Genomic DNA, 23,278 nt, shown 5'->3' with positions numbered 1-23,278 from the left:
CGTTATCGTTGCAGGTTATTCGAACTCATACTCGACGAACCAGTGCTGGTTCAGCGCATCCAGCGTGCCATCCTCGCGCATCGAGGCGATCGCGGCATTGATCGGGCCGACCAGGTCCGATCCCGGCGGGAAGATGAAGCCGAACTCCTCGGTTCCCAGAGGGTCTCCGACAATCCGGAGGTCGTCGGGATTGGCCCGCACATAGCCCTCGCCGCCGGTCGAATCGGTCAGCACCATATCGACATCTTCCGTCAAAAGTGCCTGCACGGCGGCCCCGAAGGTCTCGAACAGGACGATGCGCGGGTTGGCCTCGTCGCCGTCCAGAACCTCGTAGACGCCGACATAGAAGGGCGTGGTGCCGGCCTGGCTGCCCATCAGGAAATCGTCATCCGAGGCAAAGCCCTGCGCGTCGGAAAACCGGTCCTCATCGGCGCGCACCAGCATCCGCATCTGGCTGGTCATGTAACTGTCCGAGAAATCGACCATCTCGGCGCGGTCCTCGCGGATGGTGATGCCGGTCATGCCCATGTCGAACTGGCCCTCGGCAACGGCGGCGATCATCGCATCCCAGGAGATCGTCTCATAGGTGATGTCGGCATTGAGGCGCGCGGCGATGATCTCCATCGCGTCATATTCCCATCCCACGGGGTCGCCAGTGACGGGATCCACGAATTGCAGCGGCGGATAGGCGTTCTCGGTGGCGATGACGATCTCGCGCCCGTCGAGATCGGGCAGGTGGCCATCGGCCAGGGCAAGGGTCGGGGCCAGCGCGGCAAAGGCCAGCGCGGCAGCAACTAGGCGGTTCATTTTCGTGATCTCCCTGTCTGTTATCCCCGCAGTATGGCGCGGTTCCCCGCCCGCGCAAGGGGGTCAGCCCGCGCCGCAGACCGGGCAGCCGGGGTCGCGCTTGACGGTGATGACGCGCGTTTCGGCGTAGAGCGCATCATAGATCAGCATCCGGCCCTTCAGCGGTTCACCCGCCTGCGCGATATGCTTGATCGCCTCGGCGGCCATGAGCGAGCCGATGATGCCTGGCAAAGCGCCGATCACGCCGGTCTCGGAACAGGTTGCCGCCTGTCCTGGCGCGGGGGGCTTGGGAAAGACGCAGGCCATGCAGGGCGCGCCGTGCGCAGGGTCGAAGATCGTCACCTGCCCCTCCCAGGCGGCGATGGCCCCGGACACGACGGGCGTTCCGGTCGCCACGGCGGCGCGGTTGATCAACTCGCGGATCGCGTAATGGTCGGTGCCGTCGAGGATGAGGTCATACTCGGCGAAAAGCTCCTGCGCGATGTCTTCGGTCAGTTCCCGGTTGTAGGGCCTGAGGTCGACATGCGGGTTGAGGGCCGCGACACGCTCGGCCGCGGAAAACACCTTCGGCATGTCCTGCGCCGCGTCGGTGTGGATGATCTGGCGTTGCAGGTTCGAGAGGTCCACCACGTCATGGTCGATGACCCCGATCCGGCCCACCCCGGCCGCCGCAAGGTAGAACAAGGCGGGCGAGCCAAGGCCGCCTGCCCCCACCACCAGCACCTTGGCCTGCTTCAGACGCCGCTGCCCGGTGCCGCCGATCTCGCGCAGGGTGATGTGGCGGGCGTAGCGCTCAAGCTCGGCGTCACTGAAGGGGCCCGGTTGCGGCGCCTCGTCGGCGCGGGCCTCCTCGGCCTCACCGGCACGCGCGCGCAGCCGTCCGAGAACCTGGCGATAGGCCAGCACCAGCCCGACCAGCCCCGCCAGCACCAGCCAGGGACCGGCGCTGTCGCCCAGGGCCAGGCGCAAGGGATGCCCGTCCGGCAGGGCGACATGGATCGCCAGAACGCCCAGGAACAGCAGCCCGAGCAGGATCAGCCGCGCCCGCACCGGCGTTCCCATCCACCAGCCAAGCGCCCAGAGACCGCCCGCGATCAGCAGAACCCACCCCATCAGCCCACCCCGGTGGAGCCGAAACCGCCGCCGCCCCGGTCGCTGTCGGTCAAGGCGTCGACCAGGTCGAACCCCGCCCGCACCACCGGCGCGATCACGGCCTGCGCGATGCGGGTGCCATGGGCGATATGCACGGGCTCAGCCCCGAGGTTGATCATCAGCACCCCAAGCGGCCCCCGGTAGTCGCTGTCGATGGTGCCGGGCGTGTTGGGCAGCGAAAGACCCTGTTTCAGCGCCAGGCCCGAGCGCGGCCTGATCTGCATCTCGTAGCCTTCGGGGATCTCGACCCGCAGCCCGGTCGGCACAATCGCCCGCGCCATCGGGGCCAGCACGATCCCGTCCCGATCACTTTCCGCGAAATTCGCCCGCAGGTCGGCCCCCGCCGCGCCCGGCGTCGCATAGGCGGGCAACGCCACGCGCGCATCGGCCCAATCTTCCCGCATGACCCGGATTTCGACGCGCATCGCCCCTCCCATCTTCTTGGCCAAAATACTCAAAATCCCGCCCTAGCGGCCAAGCGCATCGGCGATGCGGCGCGCCAGCCTGCGGGCGGTCTCCTCCTTGCTGAGGCGCGGCCAGTCCTCGACGCCCGTCCCGGTGATGATGCTGACCTTGTTCTCGGCCCCGCCCATGATGCCGGTCGCCGCCGAGACATCGTTGGCCACGATCCAGTCGCAGCCCTTGCGCATCCGCTTGGCGGTGGCGTTGGCGGCGACCTCATGCGTCTCTGCGGCGAAACCCACGACGAGGGTGGGGCGGCCCTCGCCCATCTGCGCGACGGTCTTGAGGATATCGGGGTTCTCGGCAAATTCCAGCGCCGGCAGCCCGGTGCTGTCGGTCTTCTTCATCTTGCGGTCGGCGGCATTGGCCACGCGCCAATCCGCGACGGCGGCGGCGAAAACGGCGGCGTCGGCGGGCAGGGCGGCCTCGACCGCCTCCAGCATCTCGCGCGCGGTCTGCACCCGGATCACGCGGACCCCGGCAGGCGGCGGGATATCGGCGGGGCCGGTGACAAAGCTCACTGTCGCGCCCAGGTCGCGCAAGGCGGCGGCAATCGCCGATCCTTGCGCGCCCGAGGAGCGGTTGGCAATGTAGCGCACCGGGTCGATGGGTTCATGCGTCGGGCCGGAAGTCACGAGGACATGCTTGCCGCTCAAGGGCCCATCGGTCAGCGCGGCGCGGATCGCCTCGATGATGTCGGGCACCTCGGCCATGCGTCCGGGGCCGAACTCGCCGCAGGCCATCGCGCCTTCTTCTGGTCCCGCGACCAGCACGCCGTCGCCTTTCAGCGTCGCCAGGTTGCGCCGCGTCGCCGGATGCTCCCACATGCGCACATTCATGGCCGGAACAATCAGCACGCGCTTGTCGGTGGCCATCAGCAGGGTGGAGGCAAGGTCATTGGCCAGCCCGCCCGCCATCTTGGCCATCAGGTCGGCGGTGGCGGGCGCGACGACGACCAGGTCGGCGGCGCGGGATAGCTCGATATGGCCCATCTCGGCCTCATCGGTCAGGTCGAAGAGGTCGCGATAGACCTTCTCTGCCGAGAGCGCCGAGGCCGATAGCGGCGTCACGAATTCCTCCGCCGCGCGGGTCAGGACCGGCGTGACGGTGGCGCCCTGGTCGCGCAACCGTCGAATGAGGTCGAGCGATTTGAACGCCGCGATGCCGCCGCCGATGATCAGGAGAATGCGCTTGTCGGTCAGCATCGTGGTGTCCCTTTGTGCCGCTTGCCCCAGAGGTAGGGGGTTGAGGGACCAAACTCAATCGAAATGGCCCGGATCAGCGGAAGGCGTCGCAGGGATCAGGGCGGTCGATGGGCGGGGTGACGCGCCAGAGATCATAGGGGGCCGTGCCCTCCGGCGGGGCCTCCAGCTGGCCGAGCGACAGGGTGGTCAGCTCCGGCGCGGCCTGTGCCAGAACGCGCGGCACGCCCCAATCGCTGCGCGCATGGCCATTGCCGGTGATGACCGCGACCGGGCCGCCGGTGGCCGCATGCGCAAGGATCACCTGACGGGCCAGTTCCGCGTCGCGCAGGCGCTGTGCCGCGACCATGCCGGGCAGCATCTCGACCGGCAGGGCGCCGCAATGGGCCGCCCCCTGCCCCGCCTCGCGCGCCGCCTGTTCGTCCGGCTCCAGGAGCGCCGCCAGCCCGAATTGAACCGCATTGCCCGAAAAATGCGCAACCGCGCCCTCCGTCACGGAGGCGCGCACCGTCGCGGGCGGCAGCGCGGCGCCGGAGACCCGTGCCGAGCCGAGGGCCGCGAAGACCGGCGCGTAGATCCCGAAATCGGGCCAGCCGCTGTTGTCCCAGTCCAGCACGGCGGCAAGCGCCTCTGGATCGTCCAGCAGGTCGGGCGTGATGCGGGCGGCCTGGTCCTCGCTCAGCATCTCGAAGACCACGGCGGCAGGGGTCAGGGCACGCAGGGCACGGGCTTGGAAGAGGTGATGATCGGGATTGTCATGCACTTCGCCGAGCAGCACCACATCGGCCCCGGCCAGGGCGTCGACGCCAGAAAGCTCCTCGCCCAGTGCGGGGGCGGTGAAGATGAACAGGGCAAGGAAAAGGCGCAGGATCATGGCGCGTATCTTGACCATGATCGGCCCCCTATCCGCAAGCTCAGCCGATATAGGCGCGCAACTCCTCTTCGCGGGGGGCGAGGTTCTGGCGCATCTTGACCAGCGCCGCCGCCTCGATCTGGCGCACGCGTTCCTTGGAGAGGCCAAGCTCTTCACCCAGCGATTCCAGCGTGCGGGCAGTCTCGGACAGTTTGCGGGCGCGGATGATGGTCTGTTCGCGCTCGGTCAGGCTGCCGATGGCCACCGAAAGCCAGCCCTTCAGCGTCTCCGCGTCGCGTTCGCGCGTGACCTGATCGGCGGCCTGTTCAGCCTCATCCTCCAGAAGCTCGATCCACTCGCGGCCCTCCTCGCCCTCGCTCTGCACGGCGTTGAGCGAGAAATCCGAGCCGGCAAGGCGGCCTTCCATCATCTCGACCTCGCTCAGCTTGACGCCGATCTCATGCGCGATCATCTCGCGCAGCTGGAACCCGTCGAGCCGCTCGCCATTGGCCGCCGCTTCGCGCTCCAGCCGGGCGCGCACGCGGCGCAGGTTGAAGAAGAGGCTTTTTTGCGAGGAGGTCGAGCCGGTGCGCACCATCGACCAGTTGCGCATCACGAAGTCCTGCATGCCCGCCCGGATCCACCACACGGCATAGGTGGAAAAGCGCACGCCGCGATCGGGATCGAACCGGTCGGCGGCCTTCATCAGGCCAAGCCCCGCCTCCTGGATCAGGTCGCTCATCGGCGCGCCGTAATTGCGGAATTTCCAGGCGACCGAGATGGCCAGCCGCATATAGGCGGTGATCAGGCGGTGCAGGGCGGCCTCGTCGCGGTCATCGCGCCAGGCGCGGGCGAGGTCAGCCTCGGTTTCCGCATCCAGCAATTCCGCCGCGCGGGCGTGCCGGGAAAGTGTCTGGTCAGCGTGAATATCGAGTGCCATAACGCCCCCTCCTGGGTCAGGTTCTGCTAGGGTTACGCGCCGTTAAGGGGTCTGGTTCAAATTTTCTGCGAAAAAATGCGGGGGGCCGCGCATGTCTTTGCCGTCTTTGTCATTGATCCTGGGCGGGGCCGCATCGGGCAAATCGGCCTATGCCGAGGGGCTGGTGCGCGGCAGATCCGGGCGGCGCGTCTATATTGCGACGGCGCAAGCATTCGATTCCGAGATGGAGGCCAAGATCGCGGCGCACAGGCAGGCGCGGGCGGGAGACGATTGGGACACGGTCGAGGCTCCGCTTGCGCTGGCCGATGCGATTGGCGGGCTTGCGGCGGGGGACGTGGCGCTGGTCGATTGCGCGACGCTGTGGCTGAGCAACCTGATGCTGGCGGACCGCGATTGGCAGGCGGAGGCGCGGGCGCTGATGGCATCCCTCGCCGCCTGCCCCTGCCCGGTGGTCGTGGTCAGCAACGAGGTCGGCCAGGGCATCGTGCCGGAGAACGCGCTGGCGCGAAGGTTTCGCGCGGCGCAGGGCGGGTTGAACCAGAAGCTGGCGGCGGAGGCCGGATTTGTGGCCATGGTGGTCGCGGGTCTGCCGATGGTCCTGAAAGGGGACGGCCCATGACCGTCTGGCACTGGGTGCGGCATGCTCCGACGCATGAGACGGCCTTCGTGGGCTGGCGCGACGTGCCCGCCGACCTGAGCGATAGGGCACGGATCGCGCGGCTGGATGCGGCGCTGCCAGCGGGGGCGCTGCTGGTCTCCTCCGATCTTTCCCGCGCGGTGGCAACGGCGGATGCGCTGGCGGGTGGACGCACACGCCTGCCCCATGCAGCGGATCTGCGCGAGTTCAACCTGGGCGATTGGGACGGGCTGCGGTTCGACGTGGTCGCTGCACGCGACCCGGTCTTGAGCCGCCGCTACTGGGAGGAGCCCGGCGATGTCGCGCCCCCCGGCGGCGAAAGCTGGAACGCGGCGGCGGAACGGGTGGCGGGGTTCGTCGATCGGATCAATGCGGCCCATCCCGAGGCCGAGATCATCGCTGTGGCACATATCGGCGTAATCCTGACGCAGATCCAGCGCGCATCAAGCTGCACGGCCTATGAGGCGCTGGCGCATGAGATCGGCAATCTCTCGGTGACGCATCTGGTGCATGAGGGCGGCTGGCGCGTCGAGGCGATCAATCGCTGCCCGTGATGGGGCGCGCCACGAATTGGCATTGGACAGGCGCGCCGGATCAGGGTCTTGTGCCGCCATGACATATGAATTGCTCATCGCCGACAAATCCTATTCCAGCTGGTCGCTGCGCGGCTGGCTGTGCTTCGCCGCGTTCGGTATTCCGGTGAACGTGACCTCGACCCGGATGTATTGCGACGATTTCGCCCGTGATCTGGCGGCGTTTTCCGACACGGCCCGCACGGTTCCGCTGGTGAAGGCACCGGGCGGCGCGCTGCTGACTGACAGCCTGGCCATCGCATGGGCTCTGGCAGAAGCCTTCCCCGACAAGGGGCTGTTGCCCGCCGACCCAGGCGCGCGCGGCGACGCGCTGAGCCTCGTGGCCGAGATGCATTCAGGGTTTTCCGCCCTGCGCACCGCCTGCCCGATGAATCTGCGCACGGGCTGGACGGGCTTCGAGCCGAGCGCCGCCGTTCTGGCCGATATCGGACGGGTCGAGGCGTTGTGGGCGCATGCCCTGGCGGCGCATGGCGGTCCGTGGCTCTGTGGCGCCTATTCTCTGGCCGACGTGTTCTTTGCCCCGCTGGCGACGCGGCTGGTGACATACGGTCTGCCGGTCTCCGAGAGGGCGCGCGCCTATGTCAGTCGCCACCTGACCCACCCGCGCCTTGTCGAATGGCGCAAGGCCGGGCTGGACGAGGGACCGGACCAGCCCGCCTATGAGATGGACCTGCCGCGCCGCGATTTTCCGCAATCATGATCGGCGGTTAACCTTTCGCTAACCCGCGCGGGCTAATCGTTAACCATGCTCGATGCCCCGCGCCCAGACAGCCTTGCCCGCACCTACACCGTCGCCTTCGAGGGGTTGGAGGCGCGCCGCGTCGAGGTGCAATGCGCCGTCACCCCCGGCCTGCCCGCCTTTTCCATCGTCGGCCTGCCCGACAAGGCGGTCTCGGAGGCGCGCGACCGGGTGCGCACGGCGCTCTCGACCATGGCCATCGCGCTGCCATCCAAGCGCGTGACGATCAACCTGTCGCCCGCCGACCTGCCCAAGGAAGGCTCGCATTTCGACCTGCCCATCGCGCTGGCGCTGTTGGGCGCGCTCGGCGTGATCCCGCAGGAGCGGGTCGAGGCGGCGATGAGCCTGGGCGAGATGTCGCTGGACGGATCGCTTGTGGGTGTCATCGGCGCGCTGCCCACGGCGCTGGCGGCAGGCGAGGATGGCCGCGCGCTGCTGTGCCCCGCCGCCTGCGGGGCGGAAGCCGCCTGGGTCGGGGCGACGCCGGTGTTCGCGGGGCGCACCCTCGCCGAGATCATCGGCCACCTGACCGATCGCGCGCCGCTGGCCCCCGCCGAACCCGGCGAGGTGATCGCCGAGACCTCGGTGAAGGACCTGCGCGAAGTGCGCGGGCAGGAACGCGCCAAGCGGGCGCTGGAGATCGCCGCCGCCGGACGGCACCACTTCCTGATGGTGGGGGCGCCGGGGTCCGGCAAGTCGATGCTGGCCGCGCGCCTGCCCGGCCTGATGCCGCCGCTCACTGCCGCCGAGGCGCTGGAAACCTCGATGATCCATTCACTGGCGGGCCTGCTGGACGAGGGCGGAATTTCCCGCACAAGGCCTTTCCGCGCGCCGCATCACACCGCGTCGATGGCCGCGATTGTCGGCGGCGGGCGCAATGCCAAGCCGGGCGAGATCAGCCTGGCCCATAACGGCGTGCTGTTCCTGGACGAGTTTCCCGAATATGCCCGCCCCGTGCTGGAGACTCTGCGCCAACCCATCGAGACCGGCGATGTCGTGGTCGCGCGGGCCAATGCGCATGTGACCTACCCGTGCCGGTTCCTGCTGATTGCCGCCGCCAATCCCTGCCGCTGCGGCCATCTCTACGATGCCGACCAGGCCTGCGGGCGCGCGCCGCTGTGCGGTGAGGATTACATGGGCCGCATATCCGGCCCCTTGATGGACCGGTTCGACCTGCGGCTGGAGGTGCCGCCGGTAGGGTTCACCGACCTGGACCTGCCGCCTTCGGGCGATGACAGCGCCACGGTCGCGGCCCGGATCGCGACGGCGCGCGCGGTGCAGAGCGCGCGATTCGAGGCGCTGGAGGTGACGGCGCGCGTGAATGCCGATGCCGACGGCGCGCTCTTGGAGGAGATCGCGACCCCAGACAAGGAAGGACGCGACATGCTGCTGAAGGCCGCCGACAGGTTCCGCCTCTCGGCGCGCGGCTATCACCGGATCTTGCGGGTGGCGCGCACGATTGCAGATCTGGAAGGGTCCGACGGCGTGGCGATGCCCCATATCGCCGAGGCGCTGAGTTTCCGGCTGATCGCGGCGCGGAACTGAGGGGCCGCTCCTCGCCCGCTTGCGCGCGCTCCTCGCTTCAGCCCCGTTTCGCCTCGATGGCCTGCCAGATCTTTTCGGCAATGTTCAGGCCGTCAAAGCGCTCAAGCTCCTGGATGCCGGTGGGCGAGGTCACGTTGATCTCGGTCAGCCAACCGCCGATCACGTCGATGCCGACGAAGATCTGGCCCTTTTCGCGCAAAAGCGGCCCGATGCGGGCGCAGATCTCTCGGTCGCGCTCGGTCATCTCGACTTTTTCGGGGCGGCCGCCGACATGCATGTTGGAGCGCGTCTCGCCCTCGGCGGGCACCCGGTTGATGGCGCCCACGGGCTCCCCATCGACCAGGATGATCCGCTTGTCGCCCGCCGCCACATCGGGCAGGAATTTCTGCGCAATCAGCGGCTCGCGGTTGAGGACGGCAAAGAGCTCATGCAGCGAATTGAGGTTGCGATCCTCGGGTGTCAGGCGGAAGACCCCCGCGCCGCCATTGCCGTAAAGCGGCTTCAGGATGATGTCGCCATGGCGCGCCTTGAAGGCCTTGAGCGTGGCCAGATCGCGCGCCACGGTCGTGGGCGGCGTGAGGTCGGGGAAGTCTAGGACCAGCAGCTTCTCGGGGTAGTTGCGGACCCAGAACGGATCATTCACCACGAGGGTTTCGGGATGGATGCGGTCGAGCAGATGCGTCGTGGTGATATAGCTCATGTCGAAGGGCGGATCCTGGCGCAGCCAGACCACGTCGAATTCGGCAAGATCGACCTCGGCCCTGTCGCCCAGGGTGAAGTGATCGCCGCGCTGTCGGCGGACCGTGAGCGGCCAGCCCCGCGCGGTGATCCGCCCCTCCTGGTAGGCGAGCTTGTCGGGGGTGTAGTAAAACAGCGAATGACCGCGCGCCTGCGCCTCCTCGGCGATGCGGAAACTGCTGTCGGCGTCGATATCGACCGCGTCGATCGGGTCCATCTGGAAGGCAATCTTGAGGGCCATGGCGCATCTCCGGGCTGGTCAGGCTGCGGCATAGATGACCCGAGTTGGCGCAAGGTGCAATGGCGGGCCTGCCGCCTCAGGCGCACATCACGTTGTCGAGGATGCTGATCCGGCCTTGCGCATCGAGCAACGCCACATCTACGCGGGCATTGGTGTTGGCCCCGTCCGGCAGCGAGCCGATGTAATCCTCGGCGCTGAGGAAGATGCGGCGCAACTGGCGTTGCGACAGGCGTTCCGCGGCGCGCGCGTGATCGCGGCTTTTCTTGACCTCGATGAAAATGACGACGCCATCGCGTTCGACGACAAGGTCGATCTCACCGCCCGCGCCCCGCCAGCGGCGGGAGAGAATCACGTGACCCGACCGGGCATAGTCGCGCGCGACCTGGTCTTCCGCCGACAGCCCCGCGAGATAGGAAACCTTGCCGCTCATTTATCATCCTCCTGCCGCGACAGTTGCAATGCCGCCTGGTATACCTGCCGCTTCGGCAAGCCTGTCGCCGCCGCCACCATCGCCGCCGCATCCTTGACCGACTGGCCGACGAGGGCCTGGCGCAACGCATCGTCAAGTGTTTCCGCGTCTGTTTCCACCGCATCGCCCTTGTCGATCACGACGACGATTTCGCCCTTGAGCGTTCGATCCGCGATTCGGTCACGCAGGTCATCAATACTGCCGCGCAGCACCTCTTCGAAATGTTTCGTCAGTTCCCGGCAGATCGCGACCCGCCGGTCGCCCCCCAGACCATCCGCCAAAACATCTAACAATTTGTGAATCCGGCGCGGCGATTCGTAGAGGATCAGCGTAGCGCGGATCGGGGCCAGTTCCGCGACCCAGGTCTTCAGCGCGGCCCTGGACTGCGGCGCGAAACCCGCGAAGAGAAACCGGTCGCTTGGCAGGCCCGAGAGGCACAGCGCGGCGATGGCCGCCGATGCCCCCGGCGCGGTGGTCACGGGCAAGCCCTCCGCAATCGCGGCGCGGGCCAGTTGGTAGCCGGGATCGGCGACCAGCGGCGTGCCGGCCTCGGAGACATAGGCGACGGATTTGCCCTCCTCGATCAGGCGCAGGACGCGGGTGCGGGCGCTGTCTTTGCTGTGGTCGTGATAGGCCAGAAGAGGCCGCCCTGCGACGGCGACCCCGTGGATATCCATCAGCTTGCGGGCGGTGCGGGTATCCTCGGCCGCGATCGCATCGGCCCCGGCCAGGATATCGAGCGCGCGCAGCGTGATGTCGCGCGCCGCCCCGATCGGGGTCGCCACAAGGTAGAGGCCCGGTGCAAGGTCGTGCGCGAGCGCCTTCTTGGCGGTGGCTGGCTGATCACTCATCGCGGGCGTTTCCTGTCGTTTACTTGTGGCAATGAACCCGTGTAGGGTCCGGGCAAAACATCCCCCTCGCCGCATCGGGAGACGGCCTTTCATGACCCTTGCTATCAGCCTGCTTCGCCGGACGCCACGCTATCTGATCCTGACCTTCCTGGCCTTCGTGCTGGCCGCCTGCGACGTGGCCTTGCCAATCGGCGGCGCGGGCCCGCAGCTGCGCAGCGGCAGGCCGGTGTCGGTCGCCATGCTGCTGCCCTATGGCTCGGCCAACGCAGGTGACGAGCTGGTCGCGCGGTCGCTGGAAAACGCGGCGCGGCTGGCGGCCTCGGAATTGAACGGCGTCGAGGTCGAGCTGACCGTCTACAACACGGCGGGCAATGCCGCACAGGCCGCGTCGGTGGCGCGCCAGGCGGTGCAGGACGGCGCGCAGGTCATCATCGGGCCGCTGCGCTCGGATGCCGCCGCCGCCGTTGGCGTGGCCGTCGCCAGCAGCAATATCGCGGTGCTGAGCTTCTCCAACAACACCGAAATCGCGGGCGGCAATGTCTTTGTCCTCGGCAACACCTACGAGAACACCGCCGAGCGGCTCGCAGGCTACGCGGTCTCGCAGGGGCGCAACCGGGTGATGATCCTGCACGCGCAGAACCTGGCCGGCGAGGTCGCGCGCGACGCGGTGCAAAGCGCCGTTTCCCGCGCCGGCGGCACGGTCGCGGGCGTGACCAGCTACGAGTTCTCGCAAACCGGCGTGATCAACGCCATTCCCGACGTGATGGGCCAGATCCGGTCGGCGGATGCCAATGCGCTGGTGATCACCTCGGACGCCTCTGCCGCCCTGCCCCTCTTCGCGCAGCTTCTGCCGGAGAACGGGCTGGACACCGAGGCGGTACGGGTGATGGGCCTGACCCGGTGGGATGTGCCCTCGCAGACGCTGGAGCTGTCGGGGCTGCAGGGAGGCTGGTTCGCGCTGCCCGACCCGAACGCCGCCGCCGCCTTCAACGCGCGCTACACCGCCGCCTATGGCGACGCGCCGCATGTGCTGGCCGGGATCGGCTATGACGCGATGCGCGCGGTCGGCGAAACGGCGGCAACGACCGGTGCCCTCGGTGTGACCAATCTGGCGGGCGCGACCGGCTTCAACGGGGCCGGGGGCGCGTTCCGTCTGCGCAGCACCGGCACCGTGCAGCGCGCGCTGGCCATCGCTGAAATCCAAGATCAACAGGTGGCGATCATTGACCCCGCTCCAGGACGCCTTGGCGGTCCCGGCTTCTGACCGGAACCCCCGCCTTCCCGCCATTTCATCGGACCCCGGAGAGCTTATTCTTCCGGGGTCCGAGATATTTGACGCAAGCGCCGTCGCTGCCCGGCTCGATGCCGACCTGGCCGGTCTGAGCGATGCCGCTGACATCCGCGCCGCGACGGTCGCGGTGCTGAACGAGGTTCAGGACAGATCGCGCGCCGCCATCGCCGCGGCCTTCGCACAAAAGCCGCTGGCCGCGCGCCGGGTGTTGCGGGCCTATGCCCTTCTGGCCGACGGGATGGTGCGCGAGACGCTGCGCGTGGCCACCACCTATCTGCACCCCTGCCCCAACCCGACCGAGGCCGAACGCCTGGCGCTGATGGCGGTTGGCGGCTCGGGACGCGCCGAGATGGCGCCCTATTCCGACCTCGACCTGCTCTTCGTGCTGCCCTGGAAGATGACCGGATGGGCCGAGAGCGTGATCGAAAGCTGCCTCTACATCTTGTGGGATCTGCGCCTTAAGGTGGGTCACGCCAGCCGCTCGATCCCCGATTGCGTCCGGCTGGCCCGCCAGGATTTCACCATCCGCACCTCACTGCTTGAGATGCGTTATGTCGCGGGCGATGCGGGGCTGGCCGAGGATCTGACCCGCACCCTGCATGACAAGGTCTTTGCCGGCACCGTCAGCGAGTTCATCGAGGCCAAGCTGGAGGAACGCGCCGAACGGCATGAGAAACAGGGCGGCCAGCGCTACGTGGTCGAGCCGAACGTGAAGGAGGGCAAGGGCGGCCTGCGCGACCTGCAGGCGCTCTACTGGATCGCGAAATACGAGCATGACGTGCAGCGCGCGCGCGAACTGGTCGATCTCGGTGTCTTTTCACTGGATGAATACCGCGCCTTCAATGCCGCCGAGCGGTTTCTCTGGGCGGTGCGCTGTCATCTGCACCTGATCACGGGCCGGGCGCAGAACCAGCTGACTTTCGATCTGCAGGTCGAAGTGGCCGAGCGCATCGGCTATGTCGATCACGGGGGGCGGCGGGCGGTCGAGCATTTCATGCAGGACTATTTCCGCCACGCCACCCGCGTGGGCGAGCTGACCCGCATCTTCCTGACCGCGATGGAGGCGGCGCATCTGAAGAAGGAGCCGATGCTGATCGGCCTTCTGCGCGGGGCGCGGGCGCGGCGGCGCAAGCTGAAACCGAATTTCACCGTGATCCAGGGGCGGCTGGCCATCGTCGATGACGCAGAGTTCCTGTCCGACAAGCTGAACCTTCTGCGCCTCTTCGAGGAGGCGCTGCGCACCCGCTACCTGATCCATCCCGATGCGATGCGGCTGGTGGTGGCCAACCTGCACCTCATTGACGACGAGATGCGCCGCGACAAGGTCGCCACCCGCATCTTCATGGACCTGCTGCTGAAACACGGCAATCCCGAACGCGCGCTGCGCCGGATGAACGAGCTTGGCGTGCTGGCCGCCTTCCTGCCGGAATTCGCGCCGGTCGTGGCGATGATGCAGTTCAACATGTATCACAGCTACACGGTCGACGAGCACACGATCCAGGTGATCTCGCACCTGGCACAGATCGAACGCGGCGAGGTCGAGGAGGAGTTGCCGGTGGCCTCCGCCATCCTCAAGGCGGGCGTCAACCGCAAGGTCATCTACCTGGCCTGCCTGATCCACGACCTGGGCAAGGGCCGATCCGAGGATCACTCTGTCCTGGGGGCCCGGATCGCGCGGCTGATGTGCCCGCGCCTGGGTCTGAAACCCGAGGATACCGAAACCGTCGCCTGGCTGGTGCGCCATCACCTGCTGATGTCGGACATGGCGCAGAAGCGCGACATTTCCGACCCGCGAACGGTGCGCGATTTCGCCAAGGCGGTGAAGACCATCGCGCGGCTGGACCTGCTGACGGTGCTGACGGTCTGCGACATTCGCGGCGTCGGGCCGAAAGTGTGGAACAACTGGAAGGCCACGCTTCTGCGCCAGCTCTACCACACCACGCGCGAGGCGCTGGAGACGGGGCTGGAGGATCTGAACCGCGACAAGCGCAAGACCGAGGCCAAGAAGGCCCTGCGCGCGCGGCTGAAAGGCTGGGACCGCAAGGCCCTGACCGCCGAGACGGGGCGCCATTACGCGCCCTATTGGCAGGGCCTGCACACCGATGCGCATGTCATCTTCGCCGAGATGCTGCGCGATATAACCGAGCACGAGATCCGCATCGAAACCGGCCTAGACGAGGATCGCGACGCCACCCGCGTCTCATTCGCGCTGGCCGATCATCCCGGCATCTTCAGCCGCATGGCGGGCGCCCTCAGCCTGGTGGGGGCCAATGTCGTCGATGCGCGCACCTTCACCACCAAGGACGGTTATGCCACCGCCGTCTTCTGGGTGCAGGACCACGAGGGCCACCCCTACGAGGAACGCCGCCTGCCCCGCCTGCGCACGATGATGGAGAAGACGCTGAAGGGCGAGGTCGTGACGTCGACCGCTATGGACCAGCGCGACAAGATCAAGAAGCGTGAACGCCGCTTCAACGTGCCGACCACGATCACCTTCGACAATGACGGATCCGAGATCTACACGATCATCGAGGTCGATACCCGCGACCGGCCCGGCCTGCTCTATGACCTGACCAAGACGCTGGCCGACAGCAATATCTACATCGCCAGCGCCGTCGTCGCGACCTTCGGCGAACAGGTGATCGACAGTTTCTACGTCAAGGACATGTTCGGGTTGAAGCTGCACAACAAGCTCAAGCAGGAGGCGCTTGACAAGAAGCTGCGCGCCGCCATCGCCCGTGTCGCGGAACGGGCGGGCGCATGAGCGCGCGCCCCATCCGGCTGGTCTCGGGGTTCCTGACCGTGGGGGGCTGGACGCTGGTCAGCCGCGTCATGGGGTTCCTGCGCGAGATCCTGATCCTGGCGCTGATCGGCCCCGGCCCGTTGCTGGATGCCTTCGTCGCCGCCTTCCGCCTGCCCAACCTCTTCCGCCGTTTCCTAGCCGAAGGCGCGTTCAACGCGGCCTTCGTGCCGATGTATGCCAAGCGCGCCGAGGCGGGCGCGGATGCCGATGATTTCGCGCGCGAGGCGTTCGGCGGTCTCTCGGCGGTGGTGCTTGTGCTGGTCGCACTTGGCATGGTCTTCATGCCCGCGCTGGTCTGGGCCACGGCGGAGGGGTTCCGGGGCGATGAACGGTTCGACCTGGCCGTGGGCTTTGGACGCATCGTCTTTCCCTACATCCTGTTCATGTCGCTGGCGGCGCTGTTCTCGGGCGTATTGAACGCCAATGGCCGTTTCGCCGCCGCCGCCGCCGCGCCGGTGCTGCTCAACATCTTCGCCATCGGTGCGATGACGCTTGGCGCGCTGACGGGTGGCGCGGTGATCACCTGGCTTCTCTGGGCCATTCCGCTGGCGGGGGCCGCGCAACTGGCGCTGGTCTGGCGCGCGGCGGAGAAGGCGGGCGTCGTGATCCGGCCAAGCCGCCCGCGCTGGTCGCCCGAGATGAAGCATCTGGTGGCCGTGGGCCTGCCTGCCGCGCTCGCCAATGGCGTGGTGCAGATCAATCTTGTCGTGGGGCAACTGGTCGCCTCGCGCACCGAGGGCGCGGTCAGTTGGCTTTTCGCGGCCGACCGGCTCTATCAATTGCCGCTTGGCGTGGTCGGCATCGCCATCGGCATCGTGCTGCTGCCGGAGCTGTCGCGGCGGCTGAAATCGGGCGATGACGCGGGCGCTCGGTCCTCTTTCAGCCGTGCGGGCGAATTTGCCATGACCCTGACCCTGCCCTGCGCGGCGGCCTTCCTTGTCATCCCCCTGCCGCTGGTCTCGGTCCTCTATGAACGCGGCGCGACCGAGGCCAGCGACAGCGCCGCCATTGCCTCCGCCCTGGCGATCTACGGTCTCGGCCTGCCCGCCTTCGTCCTGCAAAAGCTGCAACAGCCGCTCTTCTTCGCGCGCGAGGATACAGCGCGGCCCTTCCGCTATGCGCTGGTTGCGATGGTGGTGAATGCCGCTCTCGCCTTCGGCCTCATGCCCTGGATCGGCTGGCTGGCCCCTGCCGTCGCCGCCACGGTCTCGGCCTGGGCGATGTGCGGGCTGCTGTTCTGGGGCGCGCGCAAATTCGGAGACGTCGCGCGGTTCGACGCCCGCTACATGGCGCGGCTTGGCCGGATCGTGCTGGCCTCGGCTCTCATGGGGGCGTTCCTCTGGGGCCTGGCCCGCGCGCTGGCCCCGATGCTGGAAACGGGCGGCTGGCGCTACCTGGCGCTGGCGCTTCTGGTGGTGCTCGGGATCGCGGTCTACGGGGTCGCGGGGCAGGTGATGGGCGCGTTTCGCCTGTCCGATTTCCGGCAGGCCCTGCGCCGGGGCTAACGCCGCCGGATCTTGACCAGGAAGCGATGCCAGCCGCCAGGACTGAGCAGGAAGGACAGGAGGAACCCGGTCACGAAGCCACCGAGATCGGCGACGATATCCCCGTATTGGCCGTAAAGCGTGGCAAAGAGAAGCTGGATCGCCAGCAGGATGGCGATCAGCTGGAACGCGCGGAACTGGCTGCCCCCGGTGCCGCGCAGCCCGACCCACTGGATGAAGGAAAACGCCCCGATCAGGCCATAAACACCGGGATACCCCCCGACCAGCGCCGGACGGCTGTCCAGGATCGTGACGAAGGCCAATGCGCCGACAAGGGCCGAGATCCAGAAGATCGCGAGGAAGGCGGCGGAGGAGAACGCCTCGGCCACCAGCTTGCCAAGGGCCAGCAGGAAGACAACGACAAAGGCCGCATGAACGAAGCCGCCATGCAGCAGCGGATAGGCGATGAAGCGGAGCAGTTCATCGGGCCGGAAATTCCGGTTGGCCAGCATCCATTCCCAGACATCGTCGCGCACCGCGTAATCGGTCAGCGCCGCGATGCGCCAGCCGACCCCGTCCTGCCCGCCGAGTATTCCGGCGGCGGCAAGCTGGAACATCACCTCCAGCCCCGCGATCAGGACCGACAGGGCCACCACGGCGGGCGGGATCACGTTGAAGGGGGATGAATCGTCGCTACGCATCGTCTGTGCCTCTCGGTTGACGGGCCTTGCGCCCATGGGTAAGCGAGACGCGCGTGGATGAAAAGATGCCCCGACCGCAAGGGCACCAGCGAAGGGCGACAGCGATGACAGCCAAGTTTACCCCCCGTGTGTTCTCGGGGATGCAGCCCTCGGGGGATTTGCATCTGGGCAATTACCTGGGCGCGATGAAGCGGTGGGTCGACATGCAGAACGCCGGGACGCACGAGACTGTCTATTGCATGGTCGATCTGCACGCGATCACCGTCTGGCAGGATCCCGCCACGTTGGCCCGCAGCACGCGCGAGCTGTGCGCGGGCTTCATCGCCGCCGGGATCGACCCGGAGAAATCCATCCTGATCAACCAGAGCCAGGTGCCGGAACACGCGCAGCTTGCCTGGATCTTCAACTGCGTCGCGCGCATGGGCTGGATGGGCCGGATGACGCAATGGAAGGACAAGGCGGGCAAGAACGCCGAGGCCGCGTCGCTTGGGCTTTTCGCCTATCCGGCGCTGATGGCCGCTGACATCCTGATCTATCATGCGACCCATGTGCCGGTAGGCGAGGACCAGAAGCAGCATCTTGAGCTGACCCGCGATATCGCGGCCAAGTTCAACCATGACTACGGCGTCGATTTCTTCCCCATCACCGAACCTGTGATCGAGGGCGCCGCCACCCGCGTGATGAACCTGCGCGACGGGACCAAGAAGATGTCGAAATCCGACCCGTCCGACATGACGCGCATCAACATGACCGACGATGCCGACACGATCGCCAGGAAGATCAAGAAGGCCAAGACCGACCCCGACCCGCTGCCCGAGAACCTGGGGGGGCTGGACGCACGGCCCGAGGCGCGCAACCTGGTCAATATCTGGGCCGCGCTGGCCGAAACCACGCCCGAGGCAGTGGTCGAGGCCAATGCGGGCAAGCTCTTTGGCTATTTCAAGCAGGACCTGGCCGAGATCGCGGTGGAAAAACTGGCCCCGATCGCGGATGAGATGGCCCGGCTGATGCAGGACGAGGGTGAGATCGACCGCATCCTGGCGCGCGGGGCGGACCGGGCCCGCGCGCTGAGCGCGCCGGTTCTGGAGGAAACCTACCGCATCGTCGGCATGGTCGGACGCTGATCCGAGCGGGACAAACTGCCGCAACATCTGACAGATCAGCCCTGATTTGACGCAACATTCATGCGCAAGGCACCGCCCAATCCCCGGTTCCGCGCGCTTGACCCTTGGCATTTTGAGCCTGATCGGCTAAACCCTCCTTGTTAGCGTTAACCCGCGCTTAAGACCTAAGCGGGATAGTGCGCTTGCGCCTTCTCACGAGGCGCGACAGTCAATAAAAATCGACAAGGAGGAGACGGCATGTCTGACGCCAAGACACTTGCACACCCGACGCCTACACCCGTCACGCAGGCCCCCCAAGCGAAGCCCGAAACCGCGGCGGCAGCCGACAAGCCCGAGCCTGCGGCGATTCCCGTCACCATGGACTACCAGCAGGGCTTTACGTCTGGACGCTAGGCCCGATACGACGCAAGGTGCCCCCGAGATCTGAAAGGGGGCATCTGCAATGGCGACCGGCACCAATATCCGCACATATTTCGAAGGCCAATGGCATGAGGGCGACGTGCCCATCATGCGCGCCGCCGATCATGGCGCATGGGTCGGCAGCACTGTCTTCGACGGTGCGCGCTACGCCTATGGCGTCGCCCCCGACCTGATGGCACATTGCGAACGGGTGAACCGATCGGCCCGTGCCCTGATGCTGGAGCCGACGCACTCGGCGCAGGAGATCCATGACATCACCTGGCAGGGCATCGCGCTCTATGATGCCGATACACCGCTCTATATCCGGCCGATGTATTGGGGCCTCGACGGGGACGCGACCGCGGTGGTGCCGAAATCGGACACGGTCGGGTTCTGCATCTGCCTGGAACAGATTCCGCTGGCCCCGCCAGATCGCACCGCGCGTCTGACCACGACGCAGTTCCGCCGCCCGGTGCTGGCCGACAACGTGACCAATGCCAAGGCGGGCTGCCTCTACCCCAACAACGCCCGGATGCTGGCCGAGGCGCGCGCCAAGGGCTATGACAACGCGCTGGTGGCCGATGCGATGGGCAATGTCGCCGAGACCGCCACCGCCAATATCTTCATGGTCAAGGACGGCATCGTGCGCACGCCGGTGCCAAACGGCACCTTCCTGTCCGGCATTACCCGCGCGCGCCATATCGTCAACCTGCGCGCGGCGGGCCATGACGTGCGAGAAGAGGTGCTGAGTTTCGACGATTTCCGCAGCGCGGACGAGGTCTTCATGTCCGGCAACATGTCCAAGGTGACGCCGGTGGTGGAGTTCGACGGCACCCATTACCAGGTCGGCCCGGTCGCCAGGGCCGCGCGCGATCTCTACTGGGCCTGGGCGAAGGGCGGCTAAGGCACGAACCGGCGCAGGTAGTCGTCGGAATAGTCCACCTCAAGCTCGATCCAGATCGGCAGGTGATCGGACATCTCATAGGTGGCCCAGGTCTTGTAGGAGCGTGAGAAATCCTTGTAGGGCGCATCCCGCATCGCGTTCGCGTGAGGCCGGTAATGGTCCATGTCGCCGGGCCGGTAGACCGCGCTGCGCCAGTCGAAACAGCCCTTGTTCAGAAGCCGCGTCTTGACGTGATCCTTGGTGAAGGCGATCTGGTCGTAATGCTTGGTCCCGCCCAGATTGGTCGGACCGAACAGGGGTACATGCAGCCTGCGGTCTGTCATCGCCTGCATGATGCTGTCATCAGCCGACTCGATATTCATGTCGCCAAGCAGGACATAAACCTCATCCTCGGCATTCGAACGCTTGATCAGCGCGTCGGAAATGGCCGCGATCTCGGCGGCGCGCAGGGCATGGTCGCGCGGCCCCGTGCCCCCATAGAGGATATGCGCGCTGCACAGGGTGAAGCGGAACCAGCCGGCCTGGAAACTGGCGAAGAAGGGCGAACGCGCGATCTGCCGCCCCTCGATCAGGGCCTCCTGCGGCAGCACCAGCTCGCCGATCAGGTTGCGGAACCGGACCCGGTTGCGATTGTAGAGAAACGCCATGCGTTCGCGGTTGCCGGGGCCGCCCTCGGTCACGTCGGAGACGAAGAAATCCCAGGACGGCCCAAGCAGCTTCACCAACCGGCGCAGGGGGGCAAGGTCGGACTTCACCTCCTGCACGGCGCAGATGTCGAAATTGTCGATGATCTCGGCGATATAGTGAAAGCTCTCGTCCATGCGGGGGCGGCCATCGTCGAAGGCGCGGATGTTCCACGACCCGATGATCAGCGAGTTCGACCGCCGCCGCACCCGGATCTGCAATTCCAGGTCGGCGCGCAACTCCAGCAGGCGCTGCGCGATCCAGGCCGCTTTTTCAGGCCCATAGCCCTTGAGATCATGGTAGAATGCCATCTTGTGCCCCCTTGCCGGTGCCATCATGCCGCAGGTCATGCGTCCGGCCCAAGGAAAATCCGGCGGTTGCGGGATGGGCCGTGCTCGGCCATGATGCCCGCCGGGGAGAGAAGGATCAGCCCATGCGCAAGTTTCTTGTCGTTCTGGACGACTCACGCGAATGTCTGAACGCGATGCGCTTTGCCGCGATGCGGGCGGCGCATACCGGCGGCGGCGTGCAGGTTCTGTCGGTGATTCCGCCCGATGAGTTCAACCACTGGATCGGCGTGGGCGAGGTCATGCGCGCCGAGGCCCGCGAGCGGATCGAGGCGCATTTCAATGTCTTCGCCAAGTGGATGCGCGACAAGCAGAATGTCGACCCGGAACTGGTGATCCGCGAGGGCGTGCCGCTCGACGAGATCCTGGCGCAGGTCCATGAAGACCGCGAGATCGGGGTGATGGTCCTGGGGGCGGGGACCGGGCGCAAGGGGCCGGGGCCGCTGGTCACCTCGCTGACCAAGAACGCAGGGACATTGCCGGTGCCGATCACCATCGTGCCGGGGGAGCTGTCGAAAGAGCAGCTCGAAGCGATCACCTGACCGTTTAGAACGGTTCTAAATCTTGACATTTGCGCCCCTGACGCGCATATCCGAGGCAACCGCGAAGGAGTGCGCCCGATGTTCATCCAAACCGAATCCACCCCGAACCCCGCCACGCTGAAATTCCTGCCGGGCCAGCAGGTGCTGGACGCAGGCACCGCCGATTTCCCGGCGGCGGACACGGCGGGCAATTCGCCGCTGGCCAGCCGCATCTTCGGCGTCAATGGCGTGACCGGCGTGTTCCTGGGCACCGATTTCGTGACCGTGACCAAGCAGGACGGCGTCGAATGGGACCATGTGAAACCCGCTATCCTGGGCGCGATCATGGAGCATTTCCAGTCCGGCGCGCCCGCCATGGAGGGCTCCGAAGGCGCGGGCGGCCATGCCGAACACATCGGTGAGGATGCCGAGATCGTGGGCCAGATCAAGGAGCTGCTTGACACCCGCGTACGGCCTGCCGTGGCGCAGGATGGTGGCGACATCACCTTCCACGGCTTTGACCGTGGCATTGTCTACCTGCATATGCAGGGCGCCTGCGCGGGCTGCCCGTCTTCGACCGTGACGCTGAAGATGGGGATCGAGAACCTGCTGCGCCATTACATCCCCGAAGTGGTCGAGGTGCGGCCCGTTGCCGTCTGACACCCCCCTGATCCTCAGCTTCGACACATCGGCCGCGCATTGTGCGGCCGCTTTGTTGTCGGGCGACAGGGTGCTGGCGGCTCAGCAGGTGGAGATGGGCAAGGGCCAGGCCGAGGCGCTGATGCCGATGATCGAGGCGGTGATGGACGCGGGCGGCGCGGGTCTGCGCGACCTGACCGCCATTGGCGTCGGGATCGGTCCCGGCAATTTCACCGGCGTGCGCATATCGGTCTCGGCAGCACGGGGGCTGGCGCTGGCGCTCGGCATCCCGGCGGTCGGTGTGACGCTGCTGGAGGCGCTGCGCGAAGGCCATGACGGCCCGGTTCTGGCCAGCATCGACGCGCGGCGAGACCATCTCTACCTGCAACGCTTTGCGAAAGGCGCGGATCGGGGCCCTGAAATGGTGGCCTTCGACGCGGTTGACGACGGGTGGTCCCTGCCGGGGCTGATGTGCCTCGGCAACCGTGCCGCCGAGATAGCGACCAAGCTGAATGCCGAAACCGGCCCCGCCCCCTATGCGCCCGCCCCTGCGATCGCCCGGATCGCGGCGCGGCGCTACCGCGACGGTGCCCCCCGCCCCGCCCCTCTCTACCTGCGCAGCCCCGATGCGGCACCCGCGCGCGATACCGGGCCGGTCCTGCTGTGACGCCCGAGGCGCTGGCCAGCCTGCACCGCGCCGCCTTCACCGTGCCGCGCCCGTGGCGGGCGGAGGAGTTCGCGGGCTTCCTGGCCGATCCCCACTGCGACCTGATTCCCCATGATCACGGCTTCGCCCTGATCCGCACCCTTGCGGGCGAGGCCGAGCTTCTGACCATCGCCGTTGATCCGGCGCATCGGCGCAAGGGAATCGCGCGGGGCCTGATGGGGGCCGCCCTGGACAGGGCCGCCGCGCGGGGGGCCGAGGCCATGTTTCTTGAGGTTGCCGCCGGAAATGCAGGCGCGATTGCCCTATATCAGGCGTCCGGATTCCGGCGCAACGGCCTGCGTCCCGCCTACTACGCCTGCCCCGACGGAACGCGGGCCGATGCGGTTCTGATGGCGCGAAACCTGACCTCCGGCACGGTCGCAATGCCAGAATCCGGTTGACCGCCCGCCCCCTCTTTGGCCTTAATCCCGCAGGGATCAGATGAT

At 67.0% G+C, this 23,278-nt stretch carries 25 protein-coding genes; 14 read left to right on the top strand and 11 right to left on the bottom strand.

Annotated features, from left to right (window positions below; genetic code table 11):
* Positions 1 to 15: 15 nt before the first annotated feature.
* The 6 genes from AC13C7_RS05090 to AC13C7_RS05065 form a co-directional block, all read right to left on the bottom strand.
* Positions 16 to 807: a transporter substrate-binding domain-containing protein gene (locus AC13C7_RS05090; protein ID WP_482866801.1), complete on the bottom strand. Its 792-nt coding sequence runs from the start codon at positions 805 to 807 to the stop codon at positions 16 to 18.
* Between the two features lie 63 nt (positions 808 to 870).
* Positions 871 to 1,920, bottom strand: coding sequence for a HesA/MoeB/ThiF family protein (locus AC13C7_RS05085; protein WP_482866800.1), 1,050 nt, complete (start codon positions 1,918 to 1,920; stop codon positions 871 to 873).
* The gene (gene dut, locus AC13C7_RS05080; protein ID WP_482866799.1) at positions 1,920 to 2,384 is read right to left on the bottom strand and encodes a dUTP diphosphatase; all 465 of its coding nucleotides are present in this window, start codon (positions 2,382 to 2,384) and stop codon (positions 1,920 to 1,922) included. The genes AC13C7_RS05085 and dut overlap by 1 nt, the downstream gene beginning before the upstream one ends.
* 42 nt (positions 2,385 to 2,426) lie before the next feature.
* On the bottom strand, positions 2,427 to 3,626 hold the full coding sequence (coaBC, locus tag AC13C7_RS05075; protein WP_482866798.1) for a bifunctional phosphopantothenoylcysteine decarboxylase/phosphopantothenate--cysteine ligase CoaBC: 1,200 nt from the start codon (positions 3,624 to 3,626) through the stop codon (positions 2,427 to 2,429).
* 73 nt (positions 3,627 to 3,699) lie between these two features.
* The gene (locus AC13C7_RS05070; RefSeq protein WP_482866797.1) at positions 3,700 to 4,515 is read right to left on the bottom strand and encodes a ChaN family lipoprotein; all 816 of its coding nucleotides are present in this window, start codon (positions 4,513 to 4,515) and stop codon (positions 3,700 to 3,702) included.
* Positions 4,516 to 4,537: 22 nt separating this feature from the next.
* On the bottom strand, positions 4,538 to 5,416 hold the full coding sequence (locus tag AC13C7_RS05065; RefSeq protein WP_482866796.1) for an RNA polymerase factor sigma-32: 879 nt from the start codon (positions 5,414 to 5,416) through the stop codon (positions 4,538 to 4,540).
* Positions 5,417 to 5,507: 91 nt separating this feature from the next.
* Here AC13C7_RS05065 and cobU point away from each other — a divergent pair, with 91 nt between their 5' ends.
* The 4 genes from cobU to AC13C7_RS05045 are packed head-to-tail and all read left to right on the top strand — an operon-like array spanning position 5,508 to position 8,930.
* A complete protein-coding gene (cobU, locus tag AC13C7_RS05060) occupies positions 5,508 to 6,035 on the top strand; it encodes a bifunctional adenosylcobinamide kinase/adenosylcobinamide-phosphate guanylyltransferase (RefSeq protein WP_482866795.1) in 528 nt (175 codons plus the stop codon).
* Positions 6,032 to 6,607, top strand: a complete 576-nt coding sequence (locus tag AC13C7_RS05055) for a histidine phosphatase family protein (protein ID WP_446250097.1) — start codon at positions 6,032 to 6,034, stop codon at positions 6,605 to 6,607. Before cobU ends, AC13C7_RS05055 begins: the two co-directional genes overlap by 4 nt.
* A 58-nt stretch (positions 6,608 to 6,665) precedes the next feature.
* Positions 6,666 to 7,346, top strand: coding sequence for a glutathione S-transferase (locus AC13C7_RS05050; protein WP_482866794.1), 681 nt, complete (start codon positions 6,666 to 6,668; stop codon positions 7,344 to 7,346).
* 45 nt (positions 7,347 to 7,391) lie between these two features.
* The gene (locus tag AC13C7_RS05045) at positions 7,392 to 8,930 is read left to right on the top strand and encodes a YifB family Mg chelatase-like AAA ATPase (protein ID WP_482866793.1); all 1,539 of its coding nucleotides are present in this window, start codon (positions 7,392 to 7,394) and stop codon (positions 8,928 to 8,930) included.
* A 37-nt stretch (positions 8,931 to 8,967) separates the two neighbouring features.
* On the opposite strand, the gene gshB is transcribed toward AC13C7_RS05045, so the two are convergent.
* The 3 genes from gshB to rsmI form a co-directional block, all read right to left on the bottom strand.
* Positions 8,968 to 9,909: a glutathione synthase gene (gene gshB / locus AC13C7_RS05040; RefSeq protein WP_482866792.1), complete on the bottom strand. Its 942-nt coding sequence runs from the start codon at positions 9,907 to 9,909 to the stop codon at positions 8,968 to 8,970.
* Between the two features lie 76 nt (positions 9,910 to 9,985).
* Positions 9,986 to 10,339, bottom strand: coding sequence for a YraN family protein (locus AC13C7_RS05035; RefSeq protein WP_482866791.1), 354 nt, complete (start codon positions 10,337 to 10,339; stop codon positions 9,986 to 9,988).
* Positions 10,336 to 11,229, bottom strand: coding sequence for a 16S rRNA (cytidine(1402)-2'-O)-methyltransferase (gene rsmI, locus AC13C7_RS05030; protein WP_482866790.1), 894 nt, complete (start codon positions 11,227 to 11,229; stop codon positions 10,336 to 10,338). The genes AC13C7_RS05035 and rsmI overlap by 4 nt, the downstream gene beginning before the upstream one ends.
* 91 nt (positions 11,230 to 11,320) lie before the next feature.
* Between rsmI and AC13C7_RS05025 the strand changes: the two genes are divergently transcribed.
* Genes AC13C7_RS05025 through murJ form a run of 3 tightly spaced genes read left to right on the top strand, consistent with a single transcriptional unit; the run spans position 11,321 to position 16,828 of the window.
* On the top strand, positions 11,321 to 12,493 hold the full coding sequence (locus AC13C7_RS05025; RefSeq protein ID WP_482866789.1) for a penicillin-binding protein activator: 1,173 nt from the start codon (positions 11,321 to 11,323) through the stop codon (positions 12,491 to 12,493).
* A complete protein-coding gene (locus AC13C7_RS05020; RefSeq protein ID WP_482866788.1) occupies positions 12,453 to 15,284 on the top strand; it encodes a [protein-PII] uridylyltransferase in 2,832 nt (943 codons plus the stop codon). Before AC13C7_RS05025 ends, AC13C7_RS05020 begins: the two co-directional genes overlap by 41 nt.
* A complete protein-coding gene (murJ, locus tag AC13C7_RS05015) occupies positions 15,281 to 16,828 on the top strand; it encodes a murein biosynthesis integral membrane protein MurJ (RefSeq protein ID WP_482866787.1) in 1,548 nt (515 codons plus the stop codon). Before AC13C7_RS05020 ends, murJ begins: the two co-directional genes overlap by 4 nt.
* On the opposite strand, the gene AC13C7_RS05010 is transcribed toward murJ, so the two are convergent.
* A complete protein-coding gene (locus AC13C7_RS05010) occupies positions 16,825 to 17,508 on the bottom strand; it encodes a rhomboid family intramembrane serine protease (protein ID WP_172319586.1) in 684 nt (227 codons plus the stop codon). The two genes, murJ and AC13C7_RS05010, sit on opposite strands and share 4 nt — an antisense overlap.
* A gap of 104 nt (positions 17,509 to 17,612) precedes the next feature.
* Here AC13C7_RS05010 and trpS point away from each other — a divergent pair, with 104 nt between their 5' ends.
* From trpS to AC13C7_RS04995, 3 genes are all read left to right on the top strand, one after another.
* Positions 17,613 to 18,632, top strand: a complete 1,020-nt coding sequence (gene trpS, locus AC13C7_RS05005) for a tryptophan--tRNA ligase (RefSeq protein WP_482866786.1) — start codon at positions 17,613 to 17,615, stop codon at positions 18,630 to 18,632.
* Positions 18,633 to 18,869: 237 nt separating this feature from the next.
* Positions 18,870 to 19,025, top strand: coding sequence for a hypothetical protein (locus AC13C7_RS05000; protein ID WP_172319584.1), 156 nt, complete (start codon positions 18,870 to 18,872; stop codon positions 19,023 to 19,025).
* A gap of 49 nt (positions 19,026 to 19,074) precedes the next feature.
* Complete coding sequence (locus tag AC13C7_RS04995; protein ID WP_172319583.1) at positions 19,075 to 19,935, top strand: branched-chain amino acid aminotransferase; 861 nt, start codon at positions 19,075 to 19,077, stop codon at positions 19,933 to 19,935.
* Here AC13C7_RS04995 and AC13C7_RS04990 read toward each other — a convergent pair.
* Positions 19,932 to 20,930: an endonuclease/exonuclease/phosphatase family protein gene (locus AC13C7_RS04990; RefSeq protein ID WP_482866785.1), complete on the bottom strand. Its 999-nt coding sequence runs from the start codon at positions 20,928 to 20,930 to the stop codon at positions 19,932 to 19,934. The two genes, AC13C7_RS04995 and AC13C7_RS04990, sit on opposite strands and share 4 nt — an antisense overlap.
* Positions 20,931 to 21,052: 122 nt before the next feature.
* On the opposite strand from AC13C7_RS04990, the gene AC13C7_RS04985 reads away from it, so the two are divergent.
* The 4 genes from AC13C7_RS04985 (at position 21,053) to AC13C7_RS04970 (ending at position 23,233) form a co-directional block, all read left to right on the top strand.
* Positions 21,053 to 21,508 (top strand): universal stress protein, encoded by a 456-nt coding sequence (locus AC13C7_RS04985; RefSeq protein WP_474887084.1) that lies wholly within the window; start codon positions 21,053 to 21,055, stop codon positions 21,506 to 21,508.
* A 78-nt stretch (positions 21,509 to 21,586) separates the two neighbouring features.
* A complete protein-coding gene (locus AC13C7_RS04980; protein ID WP_482866784.1) occupies positions 21,587 to 22,147 on the top strand; it encodes a NifU family protein in 561 nt (186 codons plus the stop codon).
* Positions 22,137 to 22,793: a tRNA (adenosine(37)-N6)-threonylcarbamoyltransferase complex dimerization subunit type 1 TsaB gene (tsaB, locus tag AC13C7_RS04975; RefSeq protein WP_482866783.1), complete on the top strand. Its 657-nt coding sequence runs from the start codon at positions 22,137 to 22,139 to the stop codon at positions 22,791 to 22,793. The genes AC13C7_RS04980 and tsaB overlap by 11 nt, the downstream gene beginning before the upstream one ends.
* Positions 22,790 to 23,233, top strand: a complete 444-nt coding sequence (locus AC13C7_RS04970) for a GNAT family N-acetyltransferase (protein ID WP_482866782.1) — start codon at positions 22,790 to 22,792, stop codon at positions 23,231 to 23,233. The genes tsaB and AC13C7_RS04970 overlap by 4 nt, the downstream gene beginning before the upstream one ends.
* Positions 23,234 to 23,278: the final 45 nt, after the last annotated feature.

It is taken from the genome of Alterinioella sp. B-7 (genome assembly GCF_056857775.1).
The sequence above is the reverse complement of the archived record's forward strand: the minus strand, read 5'-3'. Positions and strand labels throughout refer to the sequence as shown.

Coding starts and splice junctions, on each gene's coding strand:
- AC13C7_RS05090 (WP_482866801.1), bottom strand. CDS start 807: ATGAACCGCCTAGTTGCTGCCGCGCTGGCCTTTGCCGCGCTGGCCCCG.
- AC13C7_RS05085 (WP_482866800.1), bottom strand. CDS start 1,920: ATGGGGTGGGTTCTGCTGATCGCGGGCGGTCTCTGGGCGCTTGGCTGG.
- dut (WP_482866799.1), bottom strand. CDS start 2,384: ATGCGCGTCGAAATCCGGGTCATGCGGGAAGATTGGGCCGATGCGCGC.
- coaBC (WP_482866798.1), bottom strand. CDS start 3,626: ATGCTGACCGACAAGCGCATTCTCCTGATCATCGGCGGCGGCATCGCG.
- AC13C7_RS05070 (WP_482866797.1), bottom strand. CDS start 4,515: ATGGTCAAGATACGCGCCATGATCCTGCGCCTTTTCCTTGCCCTGTTC.
- AC13C7_RS05065 (WP_482866796.1), bottom strand. CDS start 5,416: ATGGCACTCGATATTCACGCTGACCAGACACTTTCCCGGCACGCCCGC.
- cobU (WP_482866795.1), top strand. CDS start 5,508: ATGTCTTTGCCGTCTTTGTCATTGATCCTGGGCGGGGCCGCATCGGGC.
- AC13C7_RS05055 (WP_446250097.1), top strand. CDS start 6,032: ATGACCGTCTGGCACTGGGTGCGGCATGCTCCGACGCATGAGACGGCC.
- AC13C7_RS05050 (WP_482866794.1), top strand. CDS start 6,666: ATGACATATGAATTGCTCATCGCCGACAAATCCTATTCCAGCTGGTCG.
- AC13C7_RS05045 (WP_482866793.1), top strand. CDS start 7,392: ATGCTCGATGCCCCGCGCCCAGACAGCCTTGCCCGCACCTACACCGTC.
- gshB (WP_482866792.1), bottom strand. CDS start 9,909: ATGGCCCTCAAGATTGCCTTCCAGATGGACCCGATCGACGCGGTCGAT.
- AC13C7_RS05035 (WP_482866791.1), bottom strand. CDS start 10,339: ATGAGCGGCAAGGTTTCCTATCTCGCGGGGCTGTCGGCGGAAGACCAG.
- rsmI (WP_482866790.1), bottom strand. CDS start 11,229: ATGAGTGATCAGCCAGCCACCGCCAAGAAGGCGCTCGCGCACGACCTT.
- AC13C7_RS05025 (WP_482866789.1), top strand. CDS start 11,321: ATGACCCTTGCTATCAGCCTGCTTCGCCGGACGCCACGCTATCTGATC.
- murJ (WP_482866787.1), top strand. CDS start 15,281: ATGAGCGCGCGCCCCATCCGGCTGGTCTCGGGGTTCCTGACCGTGGGG.
- AC13C7_RS05010 (WP_172319586.1), bottom strand. CDS start 17,508: ATGCGTAGCGACGATTCATCCCCCTTCAACGTGATCCCGCCCGCCGTG.
- trpS (WP_482866786.1), top strand. CDS start 17,613: ATGACAGCCAAGTTTACCCCCCGTGTGTTCTCGGGGATGCAGCCCTCG.
- AC13C7_RS05000 (WP_172319584.1), top strand. CDS start 18,870: ATGTCTGACGCCAAGACACTTGCACACCCGACGCCTACACCCGTCACG.
- AC13C7_RS04995 (WP_172319583.1), top strand. CDS start 19,075: ATGGCGACCGGCACCAATATCCGCACATATTTCGAAGGCCAATGGCAT.
- AC13C7_RS04990 (WP_482866785.1), bottom strand. CDS start 20,930: ATGGCATTCTACCATGATCTCAAGGGCTATGGGCCTGAAAAAGCGGCC.
- AC13C7_RS04985 (WP_474887084.1), top strand. CDS start 21,053: ATGCGCAAGTTTCTTGTCGTTCTGGACGACTCACGCGAATGTCTGAAC.
- AC13C7_RS04980 (WP_482866784.1), top strand. CDS start 21,587: ATGTTCATCCAAACCGAATCCACCCCGAACCCCGCCACGCTGAAATTC.